Here is a 20,561-nt window from a genome sequence, read left to right on the forward strand (position 1 = left end):
CGGCCTCGCGCCTCCGCGGGCGTTTTTTTTGGGGCCCGCTGCCCAACCCCGGATGCGGGCCGGCCGGGATCAGGCCGAGGCATCCGCCAGGTCGAGAATGATGCACCCCGCGGCATCCAGCCGCGCGGTGGCGCCCGGCGGGACGATGCAGGTGGCGTCGTATTCCTCGATGATGCACGGGCCCGCGCGCGGGCTCGTCAGGTCGCCGCGGGCCAGGATGGCGGTCGGCAGCCAGCCATGGGCGGCGCCGAAATAGGCCCGGCGCGTGGCGTCGGGCGCGCCCGTTGCCGGGTGATCGGCCATGGCCGGACGCGCGCGTTCCGTATCCAGCCCCTGGCCGACCAGACGCACCGTCACCAGTTCCACCGGCTCGTCGTCGCTGGCCCGGTGGCCGTAGACGGTCTCGTGTTCGCGATGGAATGCATCTTCGAGCGCGTGCAGCGCCGCCCGGTCGATCGGCCCGTCCGGCACGGCAACGGTCAGTTCGAACGTCTGGCCCTTGTAGTGCAGGCTGGCCGAGCGGCGGATGGACTGGCGGCTGGCGGGGAAACCGTCGCGGACGAGTTGGGTCCGTGCCTCGTCCTCCAATCCCTGCCAAATCGCACCGACCGCCGCCGGGTCGGAGTCGCGCAGCAACAGGCGGACCGTTTTGGAATAGTGATGCTCCACATCGGCATAGAGCAGGCCGAAGGCCGAGAACACGCCCGGTGCCGGCGGCACGATCACCCGCGCAATGCCCAGTTCCGCCGCCATTTCGGCGGCGAACATTGGACCGTTGCCGCCGAAGGCGAACAGCGCATAGCGGCGCGGGTCGCGCCCGCGCTCGGTCGAGACCGCCTTGATGGCCCGGATCATGTTCGAGGCCGCCACGCGGCGCGCGCCCAGCGCCGCATCCTCCAATGCCAGGCCCAGCGGCTCCGCCACCTTGGCGGCGAACACCCGCCTCGCCTTTTCCGCATTCAGCCGGACCGCGCCGCCGGCAATGGCCAGCGGGTTGAGATAGCCGAGCACGACATTCGCGTCGGTCACGGTCGGGGCCTCGCCGCCGGCGTCGTAGCAGACCGGGCCCGGCGACGCCCCGGCGCTTTCCGGCCCCACTTTCAGCGCGCCGCCGGCGTCGATCGACACCAGCGAGCCGCCGCCGGCCCCCACCTCCGCGAGGTCGATGGCCTGGGTCTTGAGCAGATAGCCGGCACCGGTCAGCAGGCGCGAGCCCGCCAGAATGCCGCCGCCCACCTCGAAATCGTCGGCGCGGGCATAGCGGCCGTCCTCCACCATGCTGGCCTTGGCGGTGGTGCCGCCCATGTCGAAGGTGATGAGATCGCCGAGGCCGCCCGCCTCCGCCTGGAAGCGCGCGCCGACCACGCCGCCGGCCGGGCCGGACTCGATGATGTTCATCGGCAGCCGCTTCGCCGTCTCCGCCGGCGTCAGCCCGCCATTCGACTGCATCAGCAGCAGTTCCGCCGCAATGCCCGCGCTCGCCAGCCCCTGTTGCAGATTGGCCAGATAGGCCGCGACGATGGGTTTGACATAGGCGTTGATCGTGGTGGTCGAGGTGCGCTCGTACTCGCGAATTTCCGGCAACACCTCGGCGCTGATCGCATAGGGCAGGCCCGGCGCCAGCCTTTCGATGGCGGCCTGCACCACCCGCTCGTTCGCCGGGTTGGCATAGGAGTTGATGAGGCAGACCGCGATGGCCTCGACCCCCTCGTCCAGCAGGCGTTGCACCGCCGCTTCGGCCGCGGCCGGTTCGCAGGCTTTGACGATATGACCGGCGGCGTTCACCCGCTCGTCCACGGTAAGGCGCAGATAGCGCTCCACCAGCGGCGGCGGCTTGGTCCAGGTCAGGTCATAGAGCCGGGGCATGCGCAGCGTGCGGATTTCCAGCACGTCGCGAAAGCCCTTGGAGCCGATCAGGCCGGTCCTGGCGCCCTTGCGCTCCAGAATGGCGTTGGAGGCGACGGTGGTGCCGTGGCGCACCTGCTCGATCTGCGCCGCGTCCAGCCCGGCCTCGGCAAACACCTGGCCCAGCCCGTCGATGATTGCCTGCGCATAGTCGCCGACGCTGGACGAGACCTTTTTGACCAGCACCTCGCCCGTGCCGCTCCAGAGCACGATGTCGGTGAAGGTGCCGCCGATATCGACGCCGACGCGATAGGTGCTCACGAGTCCATCTCCACAACCGGCTTTTCCCACAGGACAGTGGGCGCTTTCTTCCACCCCCGCGCCTCCCGCAGCCGGCTTCGCCGGGCTTCGGTCGCCGTGACATCGACCGTGAATCCGTCAAGGACAACGCCATAATCGGCCAGCGCCGCCTGGGCGCTGATGATGTCGTTGCGCACGTCGCGGGCGACGGCATCCGGGTCGCGCTCCAGCGGATCGCCCCAGCCGCCGGCGCCGGCGACCTCATGCCGGAACACCTCGTCCCGTTTCACGGTCTCGGTGAATTTCGGCGGCATGGTCCGCGCCTCGCCCGCCGGGTCCCAGATATTCGCCGATGGCTCCCCCGGATAGCCGCCATAAAGGCCATAGGGCCGGAAGCGCTGGCGGTCGGCGCGGATCTGCAACACGCCCTCTGCCTCCGTGAACCGGTATTCGCGGCAATAGGGGGCGCCGCCGCGGTATTGGCCGGCGCCGCACCGGTCGGTAACGAACTCGTAGGCCAGGATTTCCAGCGGGTTTTCGGCCTCGATCACCTCGACCGGCTGGCTCGCCATGTTGGCGAACATGTTGGAATTGCCGTCCAATCCGTCCGCCCAGGGCCGTCCGCCCCAGGTGCCGCAGGTGAAGTCGACGAAGATGAACGGCTTGCGCTCCGCATCGTAGCCGCCGACGGAGATCCCCGTATTGCCGCCGTCGGAAGCGGCAAACACCCGGTCGGGCACCAGTTGCGCCAGGGCGCCGAACAGGCAGTCGATCATGCGGAAGCCGGTCAGGCCGCGCGCCGCGCAGGCCGCGGGCAGTTCGCCCCAGGCAACCGTGCCCCGCTCCGCCGTCACGTCGATGCAGCGGAAAAACCCCTCATTCGTGGGAATATCGGCCTGCAACACGCTGCGGATCGCGGCATAGCAGGCCGCCTTGGTGAAGGAGAGGGTGTTGTTGATCGCCGCGCGCGCCTGGGGCGCCGTGCCGGTCCAATCGCAGCGGAAGCGATCCCCCCGCTTCTCGATCGTGACGAACAGCCGGATCGGCTTGCCATGGTCGACGCCATCGTCGTCGATCCAGTCCTCGAAGCTGACCGTGCCGTCCGGGATCTCGCGGATCGCCGCGCGGGCCATGCGCTCGGCATAGTCGATCAGCTGCCCCATCAGGTCGGTGACGCTCGCGCGGCCATAGCGGTCGATCAGCGCGATGAACTGCGTCTCCGCCGTATGGCAGGCCGCAAGCTGGGCGCGCAGGTCGCCGAAATAGAGCGTCGGCGCGCGCACGTTCTTTTCGATGATCCGGAACAGCGTGTCGTTGGGCTCGCCGCGGTCATAGAGCCGGCAGGGCGGAATGCGCAGCCCCTCCTGATAGATCTCGGTCGAATCCGCCGCGTTCGAGCCCGGCACCCGCCCGCCGGTATCCACATGGTGGGACGAGACACAGGCAAACGCCACATGCACGCCCTCGTGAAACAGCGGCTTGATCACGAACAGGTCGGGCAGATGCATGCCGCCCTCATAGGGGTCGTTCAGGCAGAACACGTCGCCCTCGCGGATCGCATCGCCATAGCGGGCCAGGACAGCGGCCAGCGCAGTCGGCACCGAGCCCAGATGGCCGGGCAGGGTCAGGCCCTGGGCGACCAGATGGCCGTCCCGGTCGCAAAAGGCGGTGGCGAAGTCCATATTGTCCCGCAACACGCCCGAATAGGTCGTGCGCACCACCGTCAGCGCCATTTCGTCGGCAATGGCGTGCATCGCATTTTTGAACAGTTCGAACAGAACGGGGTCTTGCTTGGCAGACAATGGCGGACACCTCTTGACCTTTGCGGACGACAACACAGCGATCCCCGGGCCGATGGTCTCGTGCCAGTCCATGGCGCCGCCCGGACCGCAGCGCTCCGCCCGGTTGTTGATCCCGCAATCTTTCATGATATTGAGGCGGATGGCCATGCCCCTTTGCGCCCGGCCCGCCAGCGCCTGCGACGGCTCGCATTGGCGCGGGAAATCGGGTAGCGGAAGCATCGGACCCTGAAAAAGGCAAACACATGACCCACCCCACCCACATTGTCGGCGGCGGCCTTGCCGGGTCGGAAGCGGCCTGGCAGCTGGCCGAGGCCGGCCGGCCCGTCGTCATCCACGAAATGCGGCCGGTCCGCTCCACCGACGCCCATGTGAGCGACCGGCTGGCGGAGCTGGTCTGCTCCAACTCCTTCCGCTCCGACGATGCGAACAGCAACGCGGTCGGCCTGCTGCACGAGGAGTTGCGCCGCTCCGGCTCGCTGATCCTGGCCGCCGCCGACCGGCACCAGGTGCCGGCCGGCGCCGCCCTTGCCGTCGACCGCGACGGCTTCGCCGCCCACGTCTCGGAAACGCTGGAACGGCACCCGCTGGTGACCGTCGCCCGCGAGGAAATCACCGGTCTGCCGCCCGCCGACTGGGGGCCGACCATCGTCGCCACCGGCCCGCTCACCGCCGAGCCGCTGGCCGAAGCCATCCGCAGCGCCTGCGGCGAGGATTCGCTGGCGTTTTTCGACGCCATCGCCCCCATCGTCCACCGCGAATCCGTGGATATGAGCAAGGCCTGGTTCCAGTCCCGCTACGACAAGCCCGGCCCCGGCGGCGAGACCGCGGCCTATCTCAACTGCCCGATGGACGAGGCGCAATACACCGCCTTCATCGCGGCGCTGACCGCCGCCGACGTCACCGAATTTCGCGAATGGGAGAAATCCACCCCGTATTTCGAGGGCTGCCTGCCGATCGAGGTCATGGCCGCCCGCGGGCCGGAGACCCTGCGCTTCGGCCCGTTCAAGCCGGTGGGCCTGACCAACCCGCACAATCCCACGGTCAAGGCCCACGCCATTCTGCAACTGCGCCAGGACAACGCCCTCGGCACGCTGTTCAACCTGGTCGGCTGCCAGACCAAGATGCGCTATGGCGAGCAGGCGCGGGTGTTCCGCATGGTGCCCGGCCTGGAGGGCGCGGAGTTCGCCCGCTTCGGCGGCATTCACCGCAATTCCTTCCTGAATTCCCCGGTGGTCCTGGATGGCGAGCTTCGCCTGAAGGCCGCGCCGCACCTGCGCTTTGCCGGCCAGGTCACCGGCGTCGAGGGCTATGTGGAAAGCACCGCCATCGGCCTGCTCGCCGCCCGCTTCGTGCTGGCGGAGGCGCAGGGCCGGACCCTGCCGCCGCCGCCGCCGACCACCGCGCTCGGCGCGCTGCTGGCCCATGTCACCGGCGGCGCGCTGGAGGCGGAGACGCCGGGTGCGTTCCAGCCCATGAACGTGAATTTCGGCCTGTTCCCGCCCATCGCCCTGCCGCGCGAGAAGGGCAAGCGCAAGCCCGGCAAGACCGAGCGCCGCGCCGCGCTCGCCGCCCGCGCCCGCGCCGACCTCACGGACTGGCTGGCGCAGAAGGACGCGCTCGAAACGGTTGCCTAGTGCGCCCCGCCCGGCGCAGAATGCCGTCCCAGATGGGACAGACGTTCAAGGAGAAGTTTCCATGGCCTATACGCTTGAGCAATTGGCTGCCGACTGCCACGACGCCCTGAAAGCCGATCCCGGTGCCGGCGGCCGCGAGAAAGTGCGGCAGTATGTGTCCAAGGCGCTGAAGGACAAGGACCTCTGCGCCCAGTATCTGAGCGACAATGTCAAAGGCGAGCGCACGGTGCTCTATGAGGATCCGGAACTGGGCTTCTGCATCTGCGGCCATGTCTACAAGGGCGCCAAGCAGGGCGCACCGCACGACCACGGCCCGACCTGGGCGATCTACGGCCAGGCCGAGGGCGAGACCGAAATGACCGACTGGGACGTGGTCAGCCCGGCCAAGGGCGATGCGCCGGCCAAGGTGAAGCTCTCGCGCAAGTACAAGCTGGTGCCGGGCGACGCCCATGTCTATCCGGAGGGCGCGGTGCACGCCCCCTACCGCGACGGGCCGACCCGCCTGATCCGCATCGAGGGCGTCGACACCATGAAGGTGAAGCGCACCCCGATCGAAATCGCGGAGTAACCGCCGCCTGGGAGCGCTCCTGTACCCCGGACGGTGCAGAGCCCTCCTGTACCCCGGAGGTGGCGGAGCGCTCGTGTGCCCCGGAGGTGGCGGAGCCGCCATCCGGGGCCGCTGGCTGCATGCGAACACCGCTGCCAGCGGTGTTCGAAGGATGACACCGGTCCCGGCTCACCGCTCCGCGGCGGCCGGGAAACAATGGCCGCCGCTCACCCTTCGACGGGTTCGCAGATCCAGCGATAGGTGCCCATGGCGGTCTGGCTCGCGAGCGAGGCGTCGGGAAATGTGAGCGTTGCGCCGATGCCGCCCGGCGCGATCTGGACGCTCGGCCCGCCGGAGGCGTTCAGGGCCGCCCCCATCACCGTCGTCACCCGCACCCGGTTGCCCGAGGGCGCGATGGCGTTGACCACCCGCACCCGCACCGGCGGGTCCGGCACGTCGTTCGACCCGGTCTCGCTGCCGTCGGCCAGACACGAGCCGCCCTGGTTGCCGTCCTCGCAGACGATTGTCACCGTCGGCACCGCCTCGGCCTCGCCAGTCGTGAAGTACAGCACGTAATAGGCGCCGCCCCACGCCTTCGCCTTGGTCTTCAACTCGCCGTTCGAAGGCGCCGTCGAGAACACGGTGAACAGGTAGGTGCGCCAGCTTTCCTTGTCCGGCCCGTCGACCACGGCCGACCCCGTGGTCAGCCGCGAGCGGCAATTGGTGCCCGATTGCACCGGCGGCGTGCTGCGCATGGCCGAGGCGGCGGCGGCGCGCGCGCTGCGATACTGGGTATAGGCGATGGCGGCCCACACCAGCAGCAGCGCCGCCACGGCGGCCACCAGCCAGCCGAGCGCCCCGCCGCCGATCAGCCCCGCCAAAATCGCCAGCACCAACAGCGCCAGCGCCACCAGCAGAGCGCCGGTTGCGGCCGCGGCACCGCCACGACGCTCCGCCACAGGGGCAAAAGCGGACAAAAGCAATGCCAAGAACAGCGCAAGGATACCAAAACTCTCGATGATAGGGTTTGTCATGCGTTACCTCCTCATGCAAGGCAACCGATCACACTTTCCCCATCGATATTTTCCGTGGATTTTGCGGCTTTTCCACCAGTCCTGTCAACAAGCCTCGGCGTATTTGCCGTTGCGCCGCCGCCCTGTCCCGTGGCCGCCCTGCGCTCACCCCACAATGGCGTGTGGCAGGAAGCGGGAGGTGTCGCGCGTCACCGGCGTCGCGTCCTCGCGAATGCCGAGGCCCACCGGCTCGCCCCGCACCACCCACGAGCCCACCACCGTGTGCTGGCCGGCGAAGGCGGGCAGCTTGTGCAACGCCTGCAGGATATGGCCCTCGGCGCCATAGGGGCCGTCGACCGCATAGCGCCGGCCGTCCGGCTCGACCCATTCCACATTGGCGCCCTCGCGACTGAACAGCGGCTTGCGCACATAGCCGCCGGTCAGCGCGCTGGCGGCCGGGTCGCCGTCGAAATAGGCCGGCAGCAGGTTCGGATGGCCGGGGAACATCTGCCAGAGCAGCGGCAGCAGCCCCTTGTTCGACAGGACCGCCTTCCATGGCGGCTCCAGCCAGCGCACGCCGGCCTTGGGCACGTATTCGCCGAACCGGTCCTCGAACACCTGCTCCCAGGGGTAGAGCTTGAACAGTGCCTCGATCACATAGTCGTTGGCATCGGAAAACCGGCCCCGGGCGTCGATGCCGATCCGCTCCAGCGGCACATAGTCGGTGGCGAGCCCCGCCTGCCGGGCGCAATCCTCCAGATAGGCGACCGTGCCCCGGTCCTCGTCATGGCCCTCGGTCGAGGAAAAATGCAGGTAGCAGCCGGGGTCGAACGCCTCGAACGCGGCGATCAGCGCCTCCTGGATGGCGTTGTACTGGTCGGCGTCCTTCGGCACCCGGCCGAACACGCGGGCCTGCTCCAGCCACAGCCACTGGAAGAACGCGCTCTCGTAGAGCGAGGTCGGCGTGTCGGCATTGTATTCGTAGAGCTTGGCCGGGCCGCGGCCGTCATAGGCGAAATCCATGCGGCCATAGAGCGGCGGCTCGCGCCGGTACCAGCTTTGGGCGATGAAGTCCCAGAACGGCTCGGGAATGGCCAGTTGCCGCAACAGCGCCTCGTCGCGCACCGCCCGGTCGACCACCTCCAGGCACATGGCTTCGATCTCGGCCGTCGGCGCCTCGATATCGTCCTCGATCTGGCGCAGCGTGAAGCGGTAATGGGCACGCTCGTCCCAATAGGGCTCGCCGGCGATGGTGTGGAAGTGAAAGCCCAGCGCCGCCGCCTGCGCCCGCCAGTCCTGTCGCTCCGGCGATGACACCCGCAGCATCAGCCTTTGCCTCCCAGGGCACGCGTGTTCCCCGGACGGTGCGGAGCGCCGATCCGGGGCCGCTCGCGGCGTACGAACACCGGCGGCGCCGGTGTTCGCGAGAGCGACCGGTCCCGGCTCAAGGCCGGGAAACACGGGAAGCGTTCCCCGGAGATGGCGGCGCCGCGATCCGGGGCCGCCCGCGGCGCGCGAACACCGCCGCCACGCCTGTTCGCCGAAAGCGCCCTCACCGCGCCAGTTCCCGCACGCGGACGATCAGCTCCGGCGCGTCCCATTCCGCCGGCCCCACATAGCTCGCCACCACCTGGCCCGCGCCGTTCAGGATGAAGGTGCGCGGCAGGCCCTGGCCTGCCATGGAGCGCTGGAACGCGCCGTTCGGGTCCAGATACGGTTGCAGATGGTCGAGGTCGTACTTCTTCAGAAACGGCCCCACCTTGGCCATGCCCTCCCGGTCCGACGAGACCGCGACCACACGGATGCCGTCCGCGGCCACCGCCGCCTGCAACCGGTTCAGCGACGGCATCTCGGTCACGCAGGGGCCGCACCAGGTCGCCCACAGGTTGAGCACCACGCCCTGGCCCTTGAAGTCGGCCAGGGAGAGCGCCTTGCCGTCGCCGTCGGTGAAGGCTTCCGTGCTCGCGGCTTGCGGCGGGTCGAGCCGTTGCAGCGCCGCGGTCCAGTCCGGCACCGCGTGCACGACCCGGTCGCCGGTCGCGGGTGCTGCGGCGACGCTACGAGGCGCCTCCGCTTCCCCTTCGCCCGCGACCATGCCATACAAGGCAGCCGCAGCCGCGATCACCGCCACCAGCAGCACCAGAGCGATCCACCGCATGTCTCAATCTTCCTCCGATCCGAATGCCAACCCGCTTTGGGGCGGACGGTTTGCCGCCGGCCCGGCCGCGATCATGGCCGAGATCAACGTCTCCATCGGGTTTGACCAGCGTCTGGCGCCGCAGGATATCGCGGGCTCCCGCGCCCACGCCGCCATGCTAGCCGATCAAGGCATTATTGGCGCCGAAGACAATGCGGCCATTCAACAGGGGCTGACCCAGGTCGAGGCGGAAATCGCCGATGGCAGCTTCCCCTTCCGGCCGGAACTGGAAGACATTCATATGAATGTGGAGGCCCGGCTGCGCGAACTGATCGGCGCGCCGGCCGGCCGGCTGCACACCGCGCGCAGCCGCAACGACCAGGTCGCGACCGACTTTCGCCTCTGGGTGCGCCAGGCCTGCGAGGAAGCCGACCGGGCGCTGGCCGACCTCCAGGCCGCACTGGTCGACCAGGCGGAGGCCGCGGCGGAGACGGTCATGCCCGGCTTCACCCACCTGCAAAACGCCCAGCCCATCACCTTCGGCCACCACCTGATGGCCTATGTGGAGATGTTCGGGCGCGACCGCGGCCGCTTCGCCGACGCGGCCCACCGCATGAACGAGTCGCCGCTGGGCGCCGCCGCGCTCGCCGGCACGCCCTTCCCCATCGACCGCGGCGCCACCGCACGGGCGCTGGGCTTCGCCCGGCCGACCGCCAATTCCGTCGACAGCGTCTCGGCGCGGGACTTCGCGCTGGAATTCCTCTCGGCCGCCGCCATCTGCGCCACCCATCTTTCGCGGCTGGCCGAGGAAATCGTGCTCTGGTGCTCGGAGGGCTTCCGCTTCGTGCAGCTGTCCGACGCCTTCACCTCCGGCTCCAGCATCATGCCGCAAAAGCGCAACCCCGATGCCGCCGAACTGACCCGCGCCAAGGCCGGCCGCATGATCGGCTCGCTCGCCAGCCTGCTGGTCACCATGAAGGGCCTGCCGCTCGCCTATTCCAAGGACATGCAGGAGGACAAGGAGCCCACGTTCGAGGCCGCCGACGCCCTGATGCTCTGCCTCGCCGCCAGCGCCGGCATGGTGCGCGACCTGACCCCGCAGCCCGACGCCATGCGCGCCGCGGCCGAGCGCGGCCACATCACCGCCACCGACCTCGCCGACTGGCTCGTGCGCGAGCTGGGCCTGCCCTTCCGCGACGCCCATCACGTCACCGGCAGCCTGGTGGCGGAGGCGGACCGCCAGGGCACCTCGCTTGCCGGCCTGTCGCTGGAGACCATGCAGGGGGTGCATGCGGGCATCCACGCCGGGGTCTATGACGTCCTGACCGTCGACGCCTCGGTCGCGAGCCGCACCAGCGAGGGCGGCACCGCGCCGGTCCGGGTGCGCGAAGCCATCGCCGAGGCGCGGCTGCGCTTCGGCCTGACCCCAGTCGACCTGAACCCTGTCGACCCAAACCAGGGGAGCTGATCCGCCCATGGGCCGCCTCGTCATCATGCTGTTCGTCATGACCGTGCTCGCCTTCGCCATCACCGCCTGCGGCAAGCGCGGCAAGCTGGAACAACCCGACGGCGTCACCGCCACCTATCCCCGGACCTATCCCACCCGATGACGCCGTTTCACTACCAGGACCACCACCTGCACGCCGAAGACGTGCCGCTCGCCGCCATTGCCGCGGCGGTGGGCACGCCGGTCTATGTCTACAGCAGCGCCGCGCTGGTCGATGCCTTCCGCAGCTATGCCGACGCCTTTGCCGGCCTGCCCGTCACCGTCTGCTATGCGGTCAAGGCGAACGACTCCCTGGCCGTGCTGCGCCTGCTGGCGGGCGAGGGGGCCGGCGCAGACGTCGTCTCCGGCGGCGAACTCCGCTATGCGCTGGCCGCCGGCATCCCGGCCGAGCGCATCGTCTTTTCCGGCGTCGGCAAGACGCGGGAGGAGCTGGCGTTCGCGCTGGCCGAAGGCGTCATGCAGATCAATGTCGAGGTGGCGAGCGAGCTGGACGTGCTCAGCGAGTTGGCCACCGCCATGGGCCGCACCGCCCGCGTCGCCATCCGCATCAACCCGGACGTGGACGCCGGCACCATCGCCCAGATCTCCACCGGCAAGGCGGAGAACAAGTTCGGCATCGCCTACGACGCCGCCCCGGCCCTGTTCCGCCACGCCCAGGCGCTGCCGGGGGTGGAGCCGGTGGGCCTCGCCGTGCATATCGGCTCGCAGATCACGCGGCTGGAGCCCTATCGCGACGCCTTCCACCGGGTGCGCGACCTCTATTGCGGTCTCCGGGACGAGGGGCTGCCGCTGGAGCGGATCGACCTCGGCGGCGGCCTTGGCATCACCTATCGCGACGAGGCGCCGCCCGCCGTCGCGGCCTATGCCCAGGCGGTGCGCGAGGTGTTCCACGGCCTCGACGCCCGCTTCGTGCTGGAGCCCGGCCGCCGCATTGCCGGGCCGGCGGGCGTGCTGGTCACCCGGGTCATCACGGAAAAGCGGACGGCGGCCAAGCGCTTCGTCATCGTCGATGCGGCCATGAACGACCTGATCCGCCCGGCCCTCTACGACGCCTATCATCCGATCCAGCCGGAAACCGCGCCGCCGCCGGAGGCCGACTGGAGCGAGGCCGATCTGGTCGGCCCGATCTGCGAGAGCACCGACCGCTTCGCCGCCGGCCGCACCCTGCCGCCGCTGGCGCCCGACGCCATGCTGGTGATCGGCGCCGCCGGCGCCTATGGCGCGGTCATGGCCTGCGAGTACAATGGCCGTCCGCGCGTGCCGGAAGTGCTGGTGCGCGGCGGGGACTGGTCGGTGGTGCGCCGCCGCCCCACCTATGAGGAAATGATTGCGGCCCAGACGCTGCCGCCCTGGCTGGAGGAGGCCTGACACCCTGCCGCTGCGCCCCGACCCGCCCCGCACCCTGCCGCTCGAGAGCCGGATCGCGCTCGCCTGGGCCAGCCTCTGGGTGGAGCGGGTGTGGAACGGGGTGTGGCCGTTGCAGGCGGTGGTGCTGGCGCTGCTCGCGCTTGCGCTCTCCGGCCTGCTGCCGGCGCTGGGGCCCTGGGTGCACAGCCTCCTCCTGGCCGCCGCAGCCGCCTGGCTCGGCTGGACGCTCTGGCGACGACGCGCCGCCTGGCGCTTTCCCGGCCGGGCGGAGGCCATGCGCCGGCTGGAGCGCGACAGCGGCGTCGCACACCGGCCGTTGCAGGCGCTGGACGACCGGCCCCTGGACGACAGCCCCGCGGCGCGGACGCTCTGGCAGGCACACCAGCACCAGGTCGCCCGCTATCTGGCCGCCCTGCGGCCCCGGCCGCCGCAAAGTGCCCTGCCACGCCTCGACCGCTTCGCCTGGCGCGCCGGCGCGCTGCTGGCCCTTGCCATCGCCGTGTTCGCCGCCGGCCGCGACTGGCGCGAGCGCTTCGCCGACAGCCTCGCGCCCCGGTTCGCCGCCGCCGCGCCCGCCGTCCGGCCGGTCGTCGATCTCTGGCTGGAGCCGCCGGCCTATACCGGCCACGCCCCGATCTTCGCGCCCGCGTCCGGCCAGGAATTGCGCTTTCCCGCCGGCAGCCGGCTCGTCGCCCGCGTCAGCCATGCCGACCGGCCGGTCCTGACACTCGACGGCACCGACCGGCCGATGACCGAGGAAGCGCCGGGCCAGCACAGCCTCACCCTGGAGACCGTCGACGCCTCCGAGCTGGCCATTGCCGACCATGGCCGCACCCTCGCCGCCTGGCCACTGGCCGCGGTCCCGGACCGAGCGCCGAGCGCCGACTTCGGCAAGCCTCCGGCGGCGACGCCGCGCCAGGCGCTGCGGCTCGACTACGCGCTTTACGACGATTACGGCGTCGCCTCTGCCTGGGCGGAGCTGCGCCTCGACGCCGCGGAGCCCGGTGCCGAGCCGGGCGCGGTGCTGCGCCTGCCGTTTCCGCTCGGCAAGGCCGGTTCGACGGAGGTGCGCTCCACCGCCTTCAACGACCTGACCCCGCACCCCTGGGCCGGCCGCAAGGTGCGGGTCACGCTCCACGCCCGCGACGGCGCCGGCCAGGAAGGCGCAAGCGAAACCCTGGCGGTGGTCCTGCCGGAACGGGTGTTCTCGCACCCGGTCGCCCGCCGGATCGTCGCCGCCCGCAAGCGGATGGACCAGGGCGCCGCCGCCATCGCCGTCGCCCGCGACCTGGCGGACATCGCCAGCCGGCCAGGTCGGTTCGCGGACGACATCGTGGTTTATCTGGCGCTCGACACCGCCTTCCACCGCCTTCGCCGCAACGACGGCGGCGCGACCCGCGACGCCGTGCGCGACCTGTTGTGGGATACGGCGCTGCGCCTGGAGGACGGCCGCCTGCCCGCCGCCGAACGCGACCTGCGCGCGGCCCAGGAGGCGCTGCGGGAGGCGCTGGCCCGCAACGCCCCCGCCGATGAGATCCGTCGCCTCGTGGACGAGCTGCGCGAGGCCATGCGCCGCTTCGCCGCCGAAATCGCCCGGCGGGCCGGCCAGCAGCCACCGCCCAATGCCGCCGCCGACCCGAACCGTTCCATCGCCCGCGAGCAACTCGAGCGCATGCTCGACCGCATCCAGGCGCTGGCCGAGACCGGTGCGCGCGACGCCGCCCGGCAAATGCTGTCGCAGTTGCAACAGATGCTGGAAAGCGTGCGCCAGGCGCAACGCATGACGCCGCAGCAACGCGAACAGGCCGAGGCCATGACGCGTATGCTGAACCGGTTGCAGGAAATGCAGCGCCGCCAGCAGGCCCTGATCGACCGCACCTTCCGGCAGAACCAGGAAGGCCAGCCCGCCCCGACCGGGCCACCCGACCCCAATGCCGGCCGGCAAAGCCCGCCCTTCTCCCCACCCGGGCTCAATCAGCCCGGCTTCAATCTGCCGGGCCTGAACCTGCCCAATTTCGGTATGCCCCGCTGGAGCACTCCCCCGTCCGCGCTGTCGCCGCTTGGCCAGCCCATGCCGGGCCTCGCCCGCGACCAGGACCGGCTGCGCCACGATCTGGGCGACATGATGCACGATCTGGGCGAGCGCTTCGGCACGATCCCCAATGCCTTGCAGCAGGCCGAGCAGGCGATGCGCGCCGCCCGCGACAATCTCCACCAGGGCGCCGGCCAGCCGGCCCTCGACGCCGAAGGCGAGGCGCTGGCGCATTTGCAGCAATTGGGCCAGGCCTTGGCCCGGCAACTGTCCCGCCAGCTCGGCGTCATGCCCGGTCCTGCCGGCCAGCGGACCGGAGGGCGACAGCCGGGCGGCCTGACCGATCCGCTCGGCCGCGAAGGCAGCACCGGCCAGACGTCCGAGACCGGCCCGCAAATCCCGGCCGAAAGCGACCTGCAACGGGCCAGGCGCATCCGCGACACCCTGTTCGAACGCAGCGCCGAGCCCGACCGGCCGGTGCCGGAACAGGACTATCTGAGACGCCTGCTGCAACAGTTCTGAGGGCTCACCCCCGCGGCGCCCGCCGGTGCCGCCGGTGCCGCCGGCGCGGACCGGGTTCCGCCGCGGCGGGAACCGCCCCCAGGTCTGCGACCAGACTCGGCATCCGGCCGGTGGCCGCCAGGCTGACATGGCCGCTTTCCGCCACCACCAGGTGATCCGGCACCTCAACGCCGACCGCGCGGCAGGCCTGGGCGATCTGCAAAGTCATGGACACATCCGCCTGCGAGGGCTGCGGATCGCCGGTCGGGTGGTTGTGCACCAGCACGACCGCGCTCGCGCCCAGCCGCAGCGCCCGCCCCGCGATCTCGCGCGGGTGCACCGGGGCGGTGTTGACCGTGCCGCGGCTCAGCAACTCGTCCCACAACAGCCGCCGCTCGCCGTCCAGGAACAGGGCGTGCAGATGCTCCACCTCCGTATAGGCGAGCGCCGCCCGGCAATAGCGCACCAGCGCCCCCGCGTCGTCGAGCAGCGGCACGGACAGGATCTGGCCGCGCAGATAGCGCTGGCACGCCTCGCCCACAATCCCCAGATGGACGGCAGCCATTTCCACATTCGCCGGCCGCTCGGCCGCCGGACGCCTCTCCAGCACGTGCATAGCCTCGTCCACTGGCGCGGCCAGAACCCGGCCCAGATTGCCGAACCGCGCCAGCAGCGCCTCGGCCAGCGGGTCGCGGCACGCGTCGGAGACCACCCGGCGCAACAACAAAGACAGCAGTTCGCCGTCCGACAGGGTTGCCGCGTTCCCGTCCATCGCCGCGGCCTGCAACGCCGCCAGGTGCGTTTCGGGCGACGCATACCAGCCGTCATCGGTCAGGTCGGCCGGTCCTGCGTCGTAAAGTGCCCCCACCTCCAGCACGCCCATGCTGCGCAGGCTGAGAAACTCGTCGCCCGCCACCACCAGGAAGTCGTGCATCAGCACCGACACCGGCGCACCGGCGTCGCACAATCGCCGGGCCAGAGCGTGGTCGGCCGGCCGCTCGCCCAGACCCTCCGCCGGGGCGAGGCGCACCACGATCAGGCCGGAGGCGGCATGGCGCAGCGCCGCGCGGACCGTGGCGTGGGCAATCGCCGCCGGCGCCTCCGCCGGGTCGAAGTCCAGCGGCTCGGCCAACAGCCGGTGGCGGTAGTCCAGCAACAGCATGTAGAGCCCCGGCACCGGGACGTCGTGGAACCGCCGCCGGCAATAGGAGCCGACCGCGTTCCAGCTCCCGAGCAGCGGGCGGTCGGACTCGCCGATTTCCGCGAGCCGCCGCGCCGCCTCCCGCACCGCCGCCAGATGCGCGGCCATGCCGGGGCCGAAGCCCGGCACGGCGCCGGATTCCAGCAGCAACAGCGGATCGGCCAGCACCGCCGCAACGCCAAGCCCCAGCCCCGGCCGCCGCGCGCCCGCCGCCGGCGCAGCGCCGCCGGTGGCCGCGATCAGCTTATGGGCCAGCCCCTTGGTGTCGCCCCGCGGCACCACCTGGGCCAGCAGCATTTCCAGGATTTCATGGTCGAGGAAGGCGCGCGCGCCCGCGGCCAGGAACCGTTGCCGGAGCCGCGCGCGGTGACCGTCTCCGCCTTTTGCCATCACCCTGCCGATCCGCCTTGCATGCGTGGTCGCATACCGCCGATCCCAGCAGGAGTCGGGTTAAGGACCGGTAAACCGGCAGCGAAAGATGTGAGAAAACGGCAACCATCCGCGATTACGGGTGTTGCCCGTCCGGCGTCAGCCGCCGGCGATTTTCGGGATCAGGTGGACGTCCGCATCCGGCGGAATCGGGTCGATGAGGGAGTCCTGAAAGATCTCGCCATTGATCGCCACCGCCATGCTTTCGTCGACCTGCTTGCCGAGGCCGGGAAAGCGCGCGTCCAGTTCCCGGATCAACTGCCCGATGGTGGAGGCTCGCACCTCCACCGACCGGACGTCGCCGCAATAGGCGCGGCAGAGCGTGGCGCTCAGATGCACTGTGGCCATGGCTCTGCCGCGATCCCGGTTCGGCGTTACTTGCCGGCCGCTTCCTTCGCCGCCAGGATTTTCGGCGGCGACATCGGCAGGCTGGTCATGCGCACGCCGATCGCGTTGTGGATGGCGTTCGCCACCGCGGCCATCGGCGGCACGATCGGCACCTCGCCGACGCCCTTGGCGCCGAACGGATGCCGCGGGTTCGGCACTTCCACCAGAACGGTGTCGATCTGCGGCAGGTCGCTGGCGACCGGCACGCGGTAATCGAGGAAGCCGGGGTTATCGAGGCGGCCGTCCTTGGTATAGACGTATTCCTCGTTCAGCGCCCAGCCGATGCCCTGCACGGCACCGCCCTGGATCTGCCCTTCCACATAGGCCGGGTGGATCGCCCGGCCCACGTCCTGGGACGCGGTGTAGCGCAGCACGGTGACATGGCCGGTTTCCGGATCGACCTCCACATCGACGACATGGGTGCCGAAGCCGGGGCCGGCGCCCTGGGCGTTGACCGCGCCCTTGGCCGTGATCGGACCACCGGTGCGCGCCGCCTTGCCTGCGATGTCGGCCAGGGTCAGCGGCTCGAACTTGCCGGCGTTGTCACCGGCCGGATAGGCCGCGCCGTCGCGCCATTCCACCGCCTCTTCGTCGATCTCCCAGATCTTGGCCGCACGGCCGCGCAACTGCTTCACCACCTCGTTGGTCGCCTCGCAGACCGCCATGCCGGTGGCGAAGGTCACGCGGCTGCCGCCGGTGACGAAGGTGAAGCCCACCGACGCGGTGTCGCCGACGATCGGGCGGATATGCTGCACGTCGATGCCGAGGATTTCCGCCGCCATCATCGCCATGGAGGCGCGGGAGCCGCCGATATCCGGGCTGCCGGAGACCAGCACCAGCGTGCCGTCCTCGTTCACCGCCAGCGAGGCCGAGCTTTCGCCGCCGATATTGAACCAGAAGCCGGAGGCAACGCCGCGGCCCTGGTTCGGGCCCAGCTTGGCCTTCAGGTTCGGGTGATCCTTCAGCACTTCCAGCGTCTCGACATAGCCGATGTTCTGGAAGGTCGGGCCGTAGAGCGCCTTGGTGCCGTCCTTGGCCGCGTTCTTCAGGCGGATGGCGATCGGGTCGATGCCCAGTTCGCCGGCCAGCTCATCCAGCGCGCTTTCGGTCGCAAACGTGGAGATCGGCGCGCCCGGCGCGCGGTAGGCCGCGACCTTCGGACGGTTCGAGACCACATCCACGCCGACGGTGCGGGCGTTGGGAATGTCGTACATGGCAAAGCAGCACATCGCCGCCGGGCCCATGGGCGAGCCCGGATAGGCGCCGGCCTGCAGGATGATTTCCGCTTCCGCCGCGGTGATGGTGCCGTCCTTCTTGGCGCCCATCTTCACCTTCACGGTGCCGCCGGAGGTCGGGCCGGTGCCGCGGAACACGTCCACCCGGTCCATGACCATGCGCACCGGCCGGCCGGCCTTGCGCGACAGGGCCAGGGCCAGCGGCTCCAGATAGACCAGGGTCTTGCCGCCGAAGCCGCCGCCGATTTCCGCCGGGATGACGCGGACGTCGGAAATGTCGATGCCCAAGAGCTTGGCGCAATAGGCGCGCACCATGAACTGCCCCTGGCTGGAGCAGATCACCAGGCACTGGCCGTCGGCGTTGTACGAGGCGACGCAGGCGTGCGGCTCGATATAGGCCTGGTGCACCGGCGCGGTCTTGTAGGTGCGCTCGACGATCTTGTCGGCCGCGGCGAAGCCGGCGGCCAGATCGCCCTTGGCGAACTCCATGCGCTTGGCGACGTTCGACGGCTTGGTCGGCTTCGGATCGACGCCGGCGGTGAAGATGTCGTCGTGCAGCACCGGCGCGCCGTCGGCCATCGCCTCGATCTCGTCGATGACGTGCGGCAGCACCTCGTACTCGACCTCGATCGCCTCGGCCGCGGCCAGGGCGATGCTGTTGGAGGTCGCGGCGACGGCGGCCACCACATGGCCGTCATACAGCACCTTGTCGCGCGCCAGCAGGTTGCACGACAGGTCGCGGAAATTCATCGGGCCTTCGCCGACGAACGCTTCTTCCGAGGCGATGTCCGGCAGGTCGGCCGCGGTGACCACCGCGCGCACGCCCTTCATGGCTTCCGCCTTGGAGGTGTCGATGCGCTTGATGCGGGCGTGGGCGTGCGGCGAGCGCACGGTGGCGCCGAAGATCATGCCCGGCATCGACGCATCGGCGCCGAACTGGGCCCGGCCCACCACCTTGTCCACCCCGTCGGGGCGGACGGGGCGGGTGCCGACGACCTTCAGTGCGTCTTTCAGCGGTATATCGTTCATTTAAGCAGACTCCCCTCGCAGCTCAGCGGCGGCCGCATGGACGGCTTCCAGGATCTTGTCATACCCGGTGCACCGGCAAAGATTGCCGGCGAGCCAGTAGCGCGCTTCCTCGTCCGTCGGGTTGGGATTGGCGTCCAACAACGCCTTGGTCGCAACGATCAGACCCGGCGTGCAGAACCCGCACTGCAGCGCCGCGTGCTTCAGGAACTGGCTTTGCACCGGGTGCAGATGGTCGCCCGTGGCAATGCCTTCGATCGTCGTGACGCTCTTGCCTTCAGCCTCCGAGCCCAGCATCAGGCACGAGCAGACCAGACGGCCGTCGACCAGCACGCTGCACGCGCCGCAGTCGCCGGAGCCGCAGCCTTCCTTGCTGCCGGTCAGGCCCAGATCGTTGCGGAGCACGTCCAGCATGGTCTGGCTGGTTTCGCAGAGGAACTCGGTCTCTTCACCGTTCACGGTGCAGGTGACATGGGTTTTGGACATAACTTTCAGATTCCCCGTTGGGTATCGTTAGCGCGCGGCGGCGCGTTCGAAGGCGATCGCCGCGGCCCGGCGCGCGAGCACGCCGGCGACCTTGATACGGTACTCCTTGGTGCCGCGCTTGTCGCTGATCGGGTTGCAGGCGGCCTGGGCGGCGGCATCCAGCTTGGCGAGCGTCGCATCGTCCAGCTTGTTGCCGATCAGGGCCTTGGCCGCATCCGCCACCACCACCACCGTCGGCGCCACCGCGCCCAGCACGACCTTGGCCGCGGTGCAGACGCCGTTCGCGTCCAGCGTCACGCAGACGCCGGCGCCGACCACGGCAATGTCCATCTCGGTGCGCGGGATGAAGCGCAGATAGGCGTCGCCGGTCTTGCCCTCGCATTTCGGGATGATGAATTCGTAGATGAACTCATCCGGCGCCAGAGTGGTCTTGCCCGGGCCGGCCGGCACTTCTTCCGCCGGAACGGTGCGCTTGCCGTTCTTGCCGACGATCACGGCCTTGCCGCCGGCGGCCACCAGGCCCGGCACGCTGTCCGCTGCCGGCGAGGCGTTGCAGAGATTGCCGGCGAACGAGGCCCGGCCCTGCACCTGGGTCGAGCCGATCAGGTCCAGCGCTTCGGTCACGCCCGGCCAGGCGGCGCAGAGGGCCGCATGCTCGGTCACCATCGCGCCCGGCGTCGCCGCGCCGACATGCCAGCCGTCCGCTTCCTCGCGGATGCCGATCGTGCCTTCGATCTTCTTGATGTCGACGATCAGGTCCGGGCGCGTCCGGCCCGAGCGCATTTGAATGATCAAGTCGGTGCCGCCGGAAAGCACCCGGGCAGCGCCGGATGCGTTGGCGAGCAACCCAACGGCTTCGTCCACCGTCTTGGGGGCGGCATAAGTGGGCGAGTACATCGTCACTCCCTGGTCTCAAAAAGGGCTAGCGGGCAGGGGCCGTCCGCGGACGGACCACACCCACGAAAAAGGTACATCCGACTTTCGCCCATAGCGACCAAAACTGCAAGTCCCTGGGCGGCCCGTCGCCATGGCCGTTTCGCGCCACGGAAGCCCGCCGTTGCCGAACCGCGGCCGGCGTCCTACCGTAACGCGCCCGAAGCCACGAAAGACA

At 70.1% G+C, this 20,561-nt stretch carries 15 protein-coding genes; 5 read left to right on the forward strand and 10 right to left on the reverse strand.

From position 1 onward, the window contains the following. Positions 1–69 precede the first annotated feature (69 nt). Entirely contained in the window at positions 70–2,196 is a 2,127-nt protein-coding gene (locus H6844_00380) for a hydantoinase/oxoprolinase family protein (GenBank protein ID MCB9927860.1), read from the reverse strand. Further along, entirely contained in the window at positions 2,163–3,947 is a 1,785-nt protein-coding gene (locus tag H6844_00385; GenBank protein ID MCB9927861.1) for a hydantoinase B/oxoprolinase family protein, read from the reverse strand. Before H6844_00385 ends, H6844_00380 begins: the two co-directional genes overlap by 34 nt. A 242-nt stretch (positions 3,948–4,189) precedes the next feature. On the opposite strand from H6844_00385, the gene trmFO reads away from it, so the two are divergent. After that, complete coding sequence (trmFO, locus tag H6844_00390) at positions 4,190–5,581, forward strand: methylenetetrahydrofolate--tRNA-(uracil(54)-C(5))-methyltransferase (FADH(2)-oxidizing) TrmFO (GenBank protein MCB9927862.1); 1,392 nt, start codon at positions 4,190–4,192, stop codon at positions 5,579–5,581. A gap of 61 nt (positions 5,582–5,642) precedes the next feature. Continuing rightward, a complete protein-coding gene (locus H6844_00395; GenBank protein MCB9927863.1) occupies positions 5,643–6,149 on the forward strand; it encodes a hypothetical protein in 507 nt (168 codons plus the stop codon). A 206-nt stretch (positions 6,150–6,355) separates the two neighbouring features. On the opposite strand, the gene H6844_00400 is transcribed toward H6844_00395, so the two are convergent. From H6844_00400 to H6844_00410, 3 genes are all read right to left on the reverse strand, one after another. After that, positions 6,356–7,162: a hypothetical protein gene (locus tag H6844_00400; protein MCB9927864.1), complete on the reverse strand. Its 807-nt coding sequence runs from the start codon at positions 7,160–7,162 to the stop codon at positions 6,356–6,358. A gap of 144 nt (positions 7,163–7,306) precedes the next feature. After that, complete coding sequence (locus H6844_00405) at positions 7,307–8,467, reverse strand: glutathionylspermidine synthase family protein (protein ID MCB9927865.1); 1,161 nt, start codon at positions 8,465–8,467, stop codon at positions 7,307–7,309. Between the two features lie 226 nt (positions 8,468–8,693). Beyond that, positions 8,694–9,299 carry a TlpA family protein disulfide reductase gene (locus tag H6844_00410; protein ID MCB9927866.1) on the reverse strand — a complete coding sequence of 202 codons (606 nt, stop codon included), beginning with the start codon at positions 9,297–9,299 and terminating at the stop codon, positions 8,694–8,696. On the opposite strand from H6844_00410, the gene argH reads away from it, so the two are divergent. The 3 genes from argH to H6844_00425 all read left to right on the forward strand — a co-directional run bounded on the left by argH (position 9,298) and on the right by H6844_00425 (position 14,707). Beyond that, positions 9,298–10,746, forward strand: a complete 1,449-nt coding sequence (gene argH / locus H6844_00415) for an argininosuccinate lyase (GenBank protein ID MCB9927867.1) — start codon at positions 9,298–9,300, stop codon at positions 10,744–10,746. The genes H6844_00410 and argH overlap by 2 nt on opposite strands. 138 nt (positions 10,747–10,884) lie before the next feature. Next, on the forward strand, positions 10,885–12,153 hold the full coding sequence (gene lysA / locus H6844_00420) for a diaminopimelate decarboxylase (GenBank protein MCB9927868.1): 1,269 nt from the start codon (positions 10,885–10,887) through the stop codon (positions 12,151–12,153). Beyond that, positions 12,113–14,707, forward strand: coding sequence for a TIGR02302 family protein (locus H6844_00425; GenBank protein ID MCB9927869.1), 2,595 nt, complete (start codon positions 12,113–12,115; stop codon positions 14,705–14,707). The genes lysA and H6844_00425 overlap by 41 nt, the downstream gene beginning before the upstream one ends. Positions 14,708–14,711: 4 nt before the next feature. On the opposite strand, the gene radC is transcribed toward H6844_00425, so the two are convergent. From radC to H6844_00450, 5 genes are all read right to left on the reverse strand, one after another. Then, positions 14,712–16,277: a DNA repair protein RadC gene (radC, locus tag H6844_00430; protein MCB9927870.1), complete on the reverse strand. Its 1,566-nt coding sequence runs from the start codon at positions 16,275–16,277 to the stop codon at positions 14,712–14,714. Positions 16,278–16,415: 138 nt separating this feature from the next. Beyond that, positions 16,416–16,664, reverse strand: coding sequence for a MoaD/ThiS family protein (locus tag H6844_00435; protein ID MCB9927871.1), 249 nt, complete (start codon positions 16,662–16,664; stop codon positions 16,416–16,418). 26 nt (positions 16,665–16,690) lie between these two features. Then, positions 16,691–18,967: a xanthine dehydrogenase family protein molybdopterin-binding subunit gene (locus H6844_00440; protein MCB9927872.1), complete on the reverse strand. Its 2,277-nt coding sequence runs from the start codon at positions 18,965–18,967 to the stop codon at positions 16,691–16,693. Next, positions 18,968–19,450, reverse strand: a complete 483-nt coding sequence (locus H6844_00445; protein ID MCB9927873.1) for a (2Fe-2S)-binding protein — start codon at positions 19,448–19,450, stop codon at positions 18,968–18,970. Between the two features lie 27 nt (positions 19,451–19,477). After that, a complete protein-coding gene (locus tag H6844_00450; protein MCB9927874.1) occupies positions 19,478–20,347 on the reverse strand; it encodes a xanthine dehydrogenase family protein subunit M in 870 nt (289 codons plus the stop codon). Between the last annotated feature and the right edge of the window lie 214 nt (positions 20,348–20,561).

Source organism: Alphaproteobacteria bacterium (assembly GCA_020638555.1).
GTDB lineage: Bacteria > Pseudomonadota > Alphaproteobacteria > Bin95 > Bin95 > JACKII01.

What these genes read in the sequence shown, in the direction of transcription:
- trmFO (MCB9927862.1), top strand. Translation starts at nt 4,190, where the DNA reads ATGACCCACCCCACCCACATTGTCGGCGGCGGCCTTGCCGGGTCGGAA.
- H6844_00395 (MCB9927863.1), top strand. Translation starts at nt 5,643, where the DNA reads ATGGCCTATACGCTTGAGCAATTGGCTGCCGACTGCCACGACGCCCTG.
- H6844_00400 (MCB9927864.1), bottom strand. Translation starts at nt 7,162, where the DNA reads ATGACAAACCCTATCATCGAGAGTTTTGGTATCCTTGCGCTGTTCTTG.
- H6844_00405 (MCB9927865.1), bottom strand. Translation starts at nt 8,467, where the DNA reads ATGCTGCGGGTGTCATCGCCGGAGCGACAGGACTGGCGGGCGCAGGCG.
- argH (MCB9927867.1), top strand. Translation starts at nt 9,298, where the DNA reads ATGTCTCAATCTTCCTCCGATCCGAATGCCAACCCGCTTTGGGGCGGA.
- H6844_00410 (MCB9927866.1), bottom strand. Translation starts at nt 9,299, where the DNA reads ATGCGGTGGATCGCTCTGGTGCTGCTGGTGGCGGTGATCGCGGCTGCG.
- lysA (MCB9927868.1), top strand. Translation starts at nt 10,885, where the DNA reads ATGACGCCGTTTCACTACCAGGACCACCACCTGCACGCCGAAGACGTG.
- radC (MCB9927870.1), bottom strand. Translation starts at nt 16,277, where the DNA reads ATGGCAAAAGGCGGAGACGGTCACCGCGCGCGGCTCCGGCAACGGTTC.
- H6844_00435 (MCB9927871.1), bottom strand. Translation starts at nt 16,664, where the DNA reads ATGGCCACAGTGCATCTGAGCGCCACGCTCTGCCGCGCCTATTGCGGC.
- H6844_00440 (MCB9927872.1), bottom strand. Translation starts at nt 18,967, where the DNA reads ATGAACGATATACCGCTGAAAGACGCACTGAAGGTCGTCGGCACCCGC.
- H6844_00445 (MCB9927873.1), bottom strand. Translation starts at nt 19,450, where the DNA reads ATGTCCAAAACCCATGTCACCTGCACCGTGAACGGTGAAGAGACCGAG.
- H6844_00450 (MCB9927874.1), bottom strand. Translation starts at nt 20,347, where the DNA reads ATGTACTCGCCCACTTATGCCGCCCCCAAGACGGTGGACGAAGCCGTT.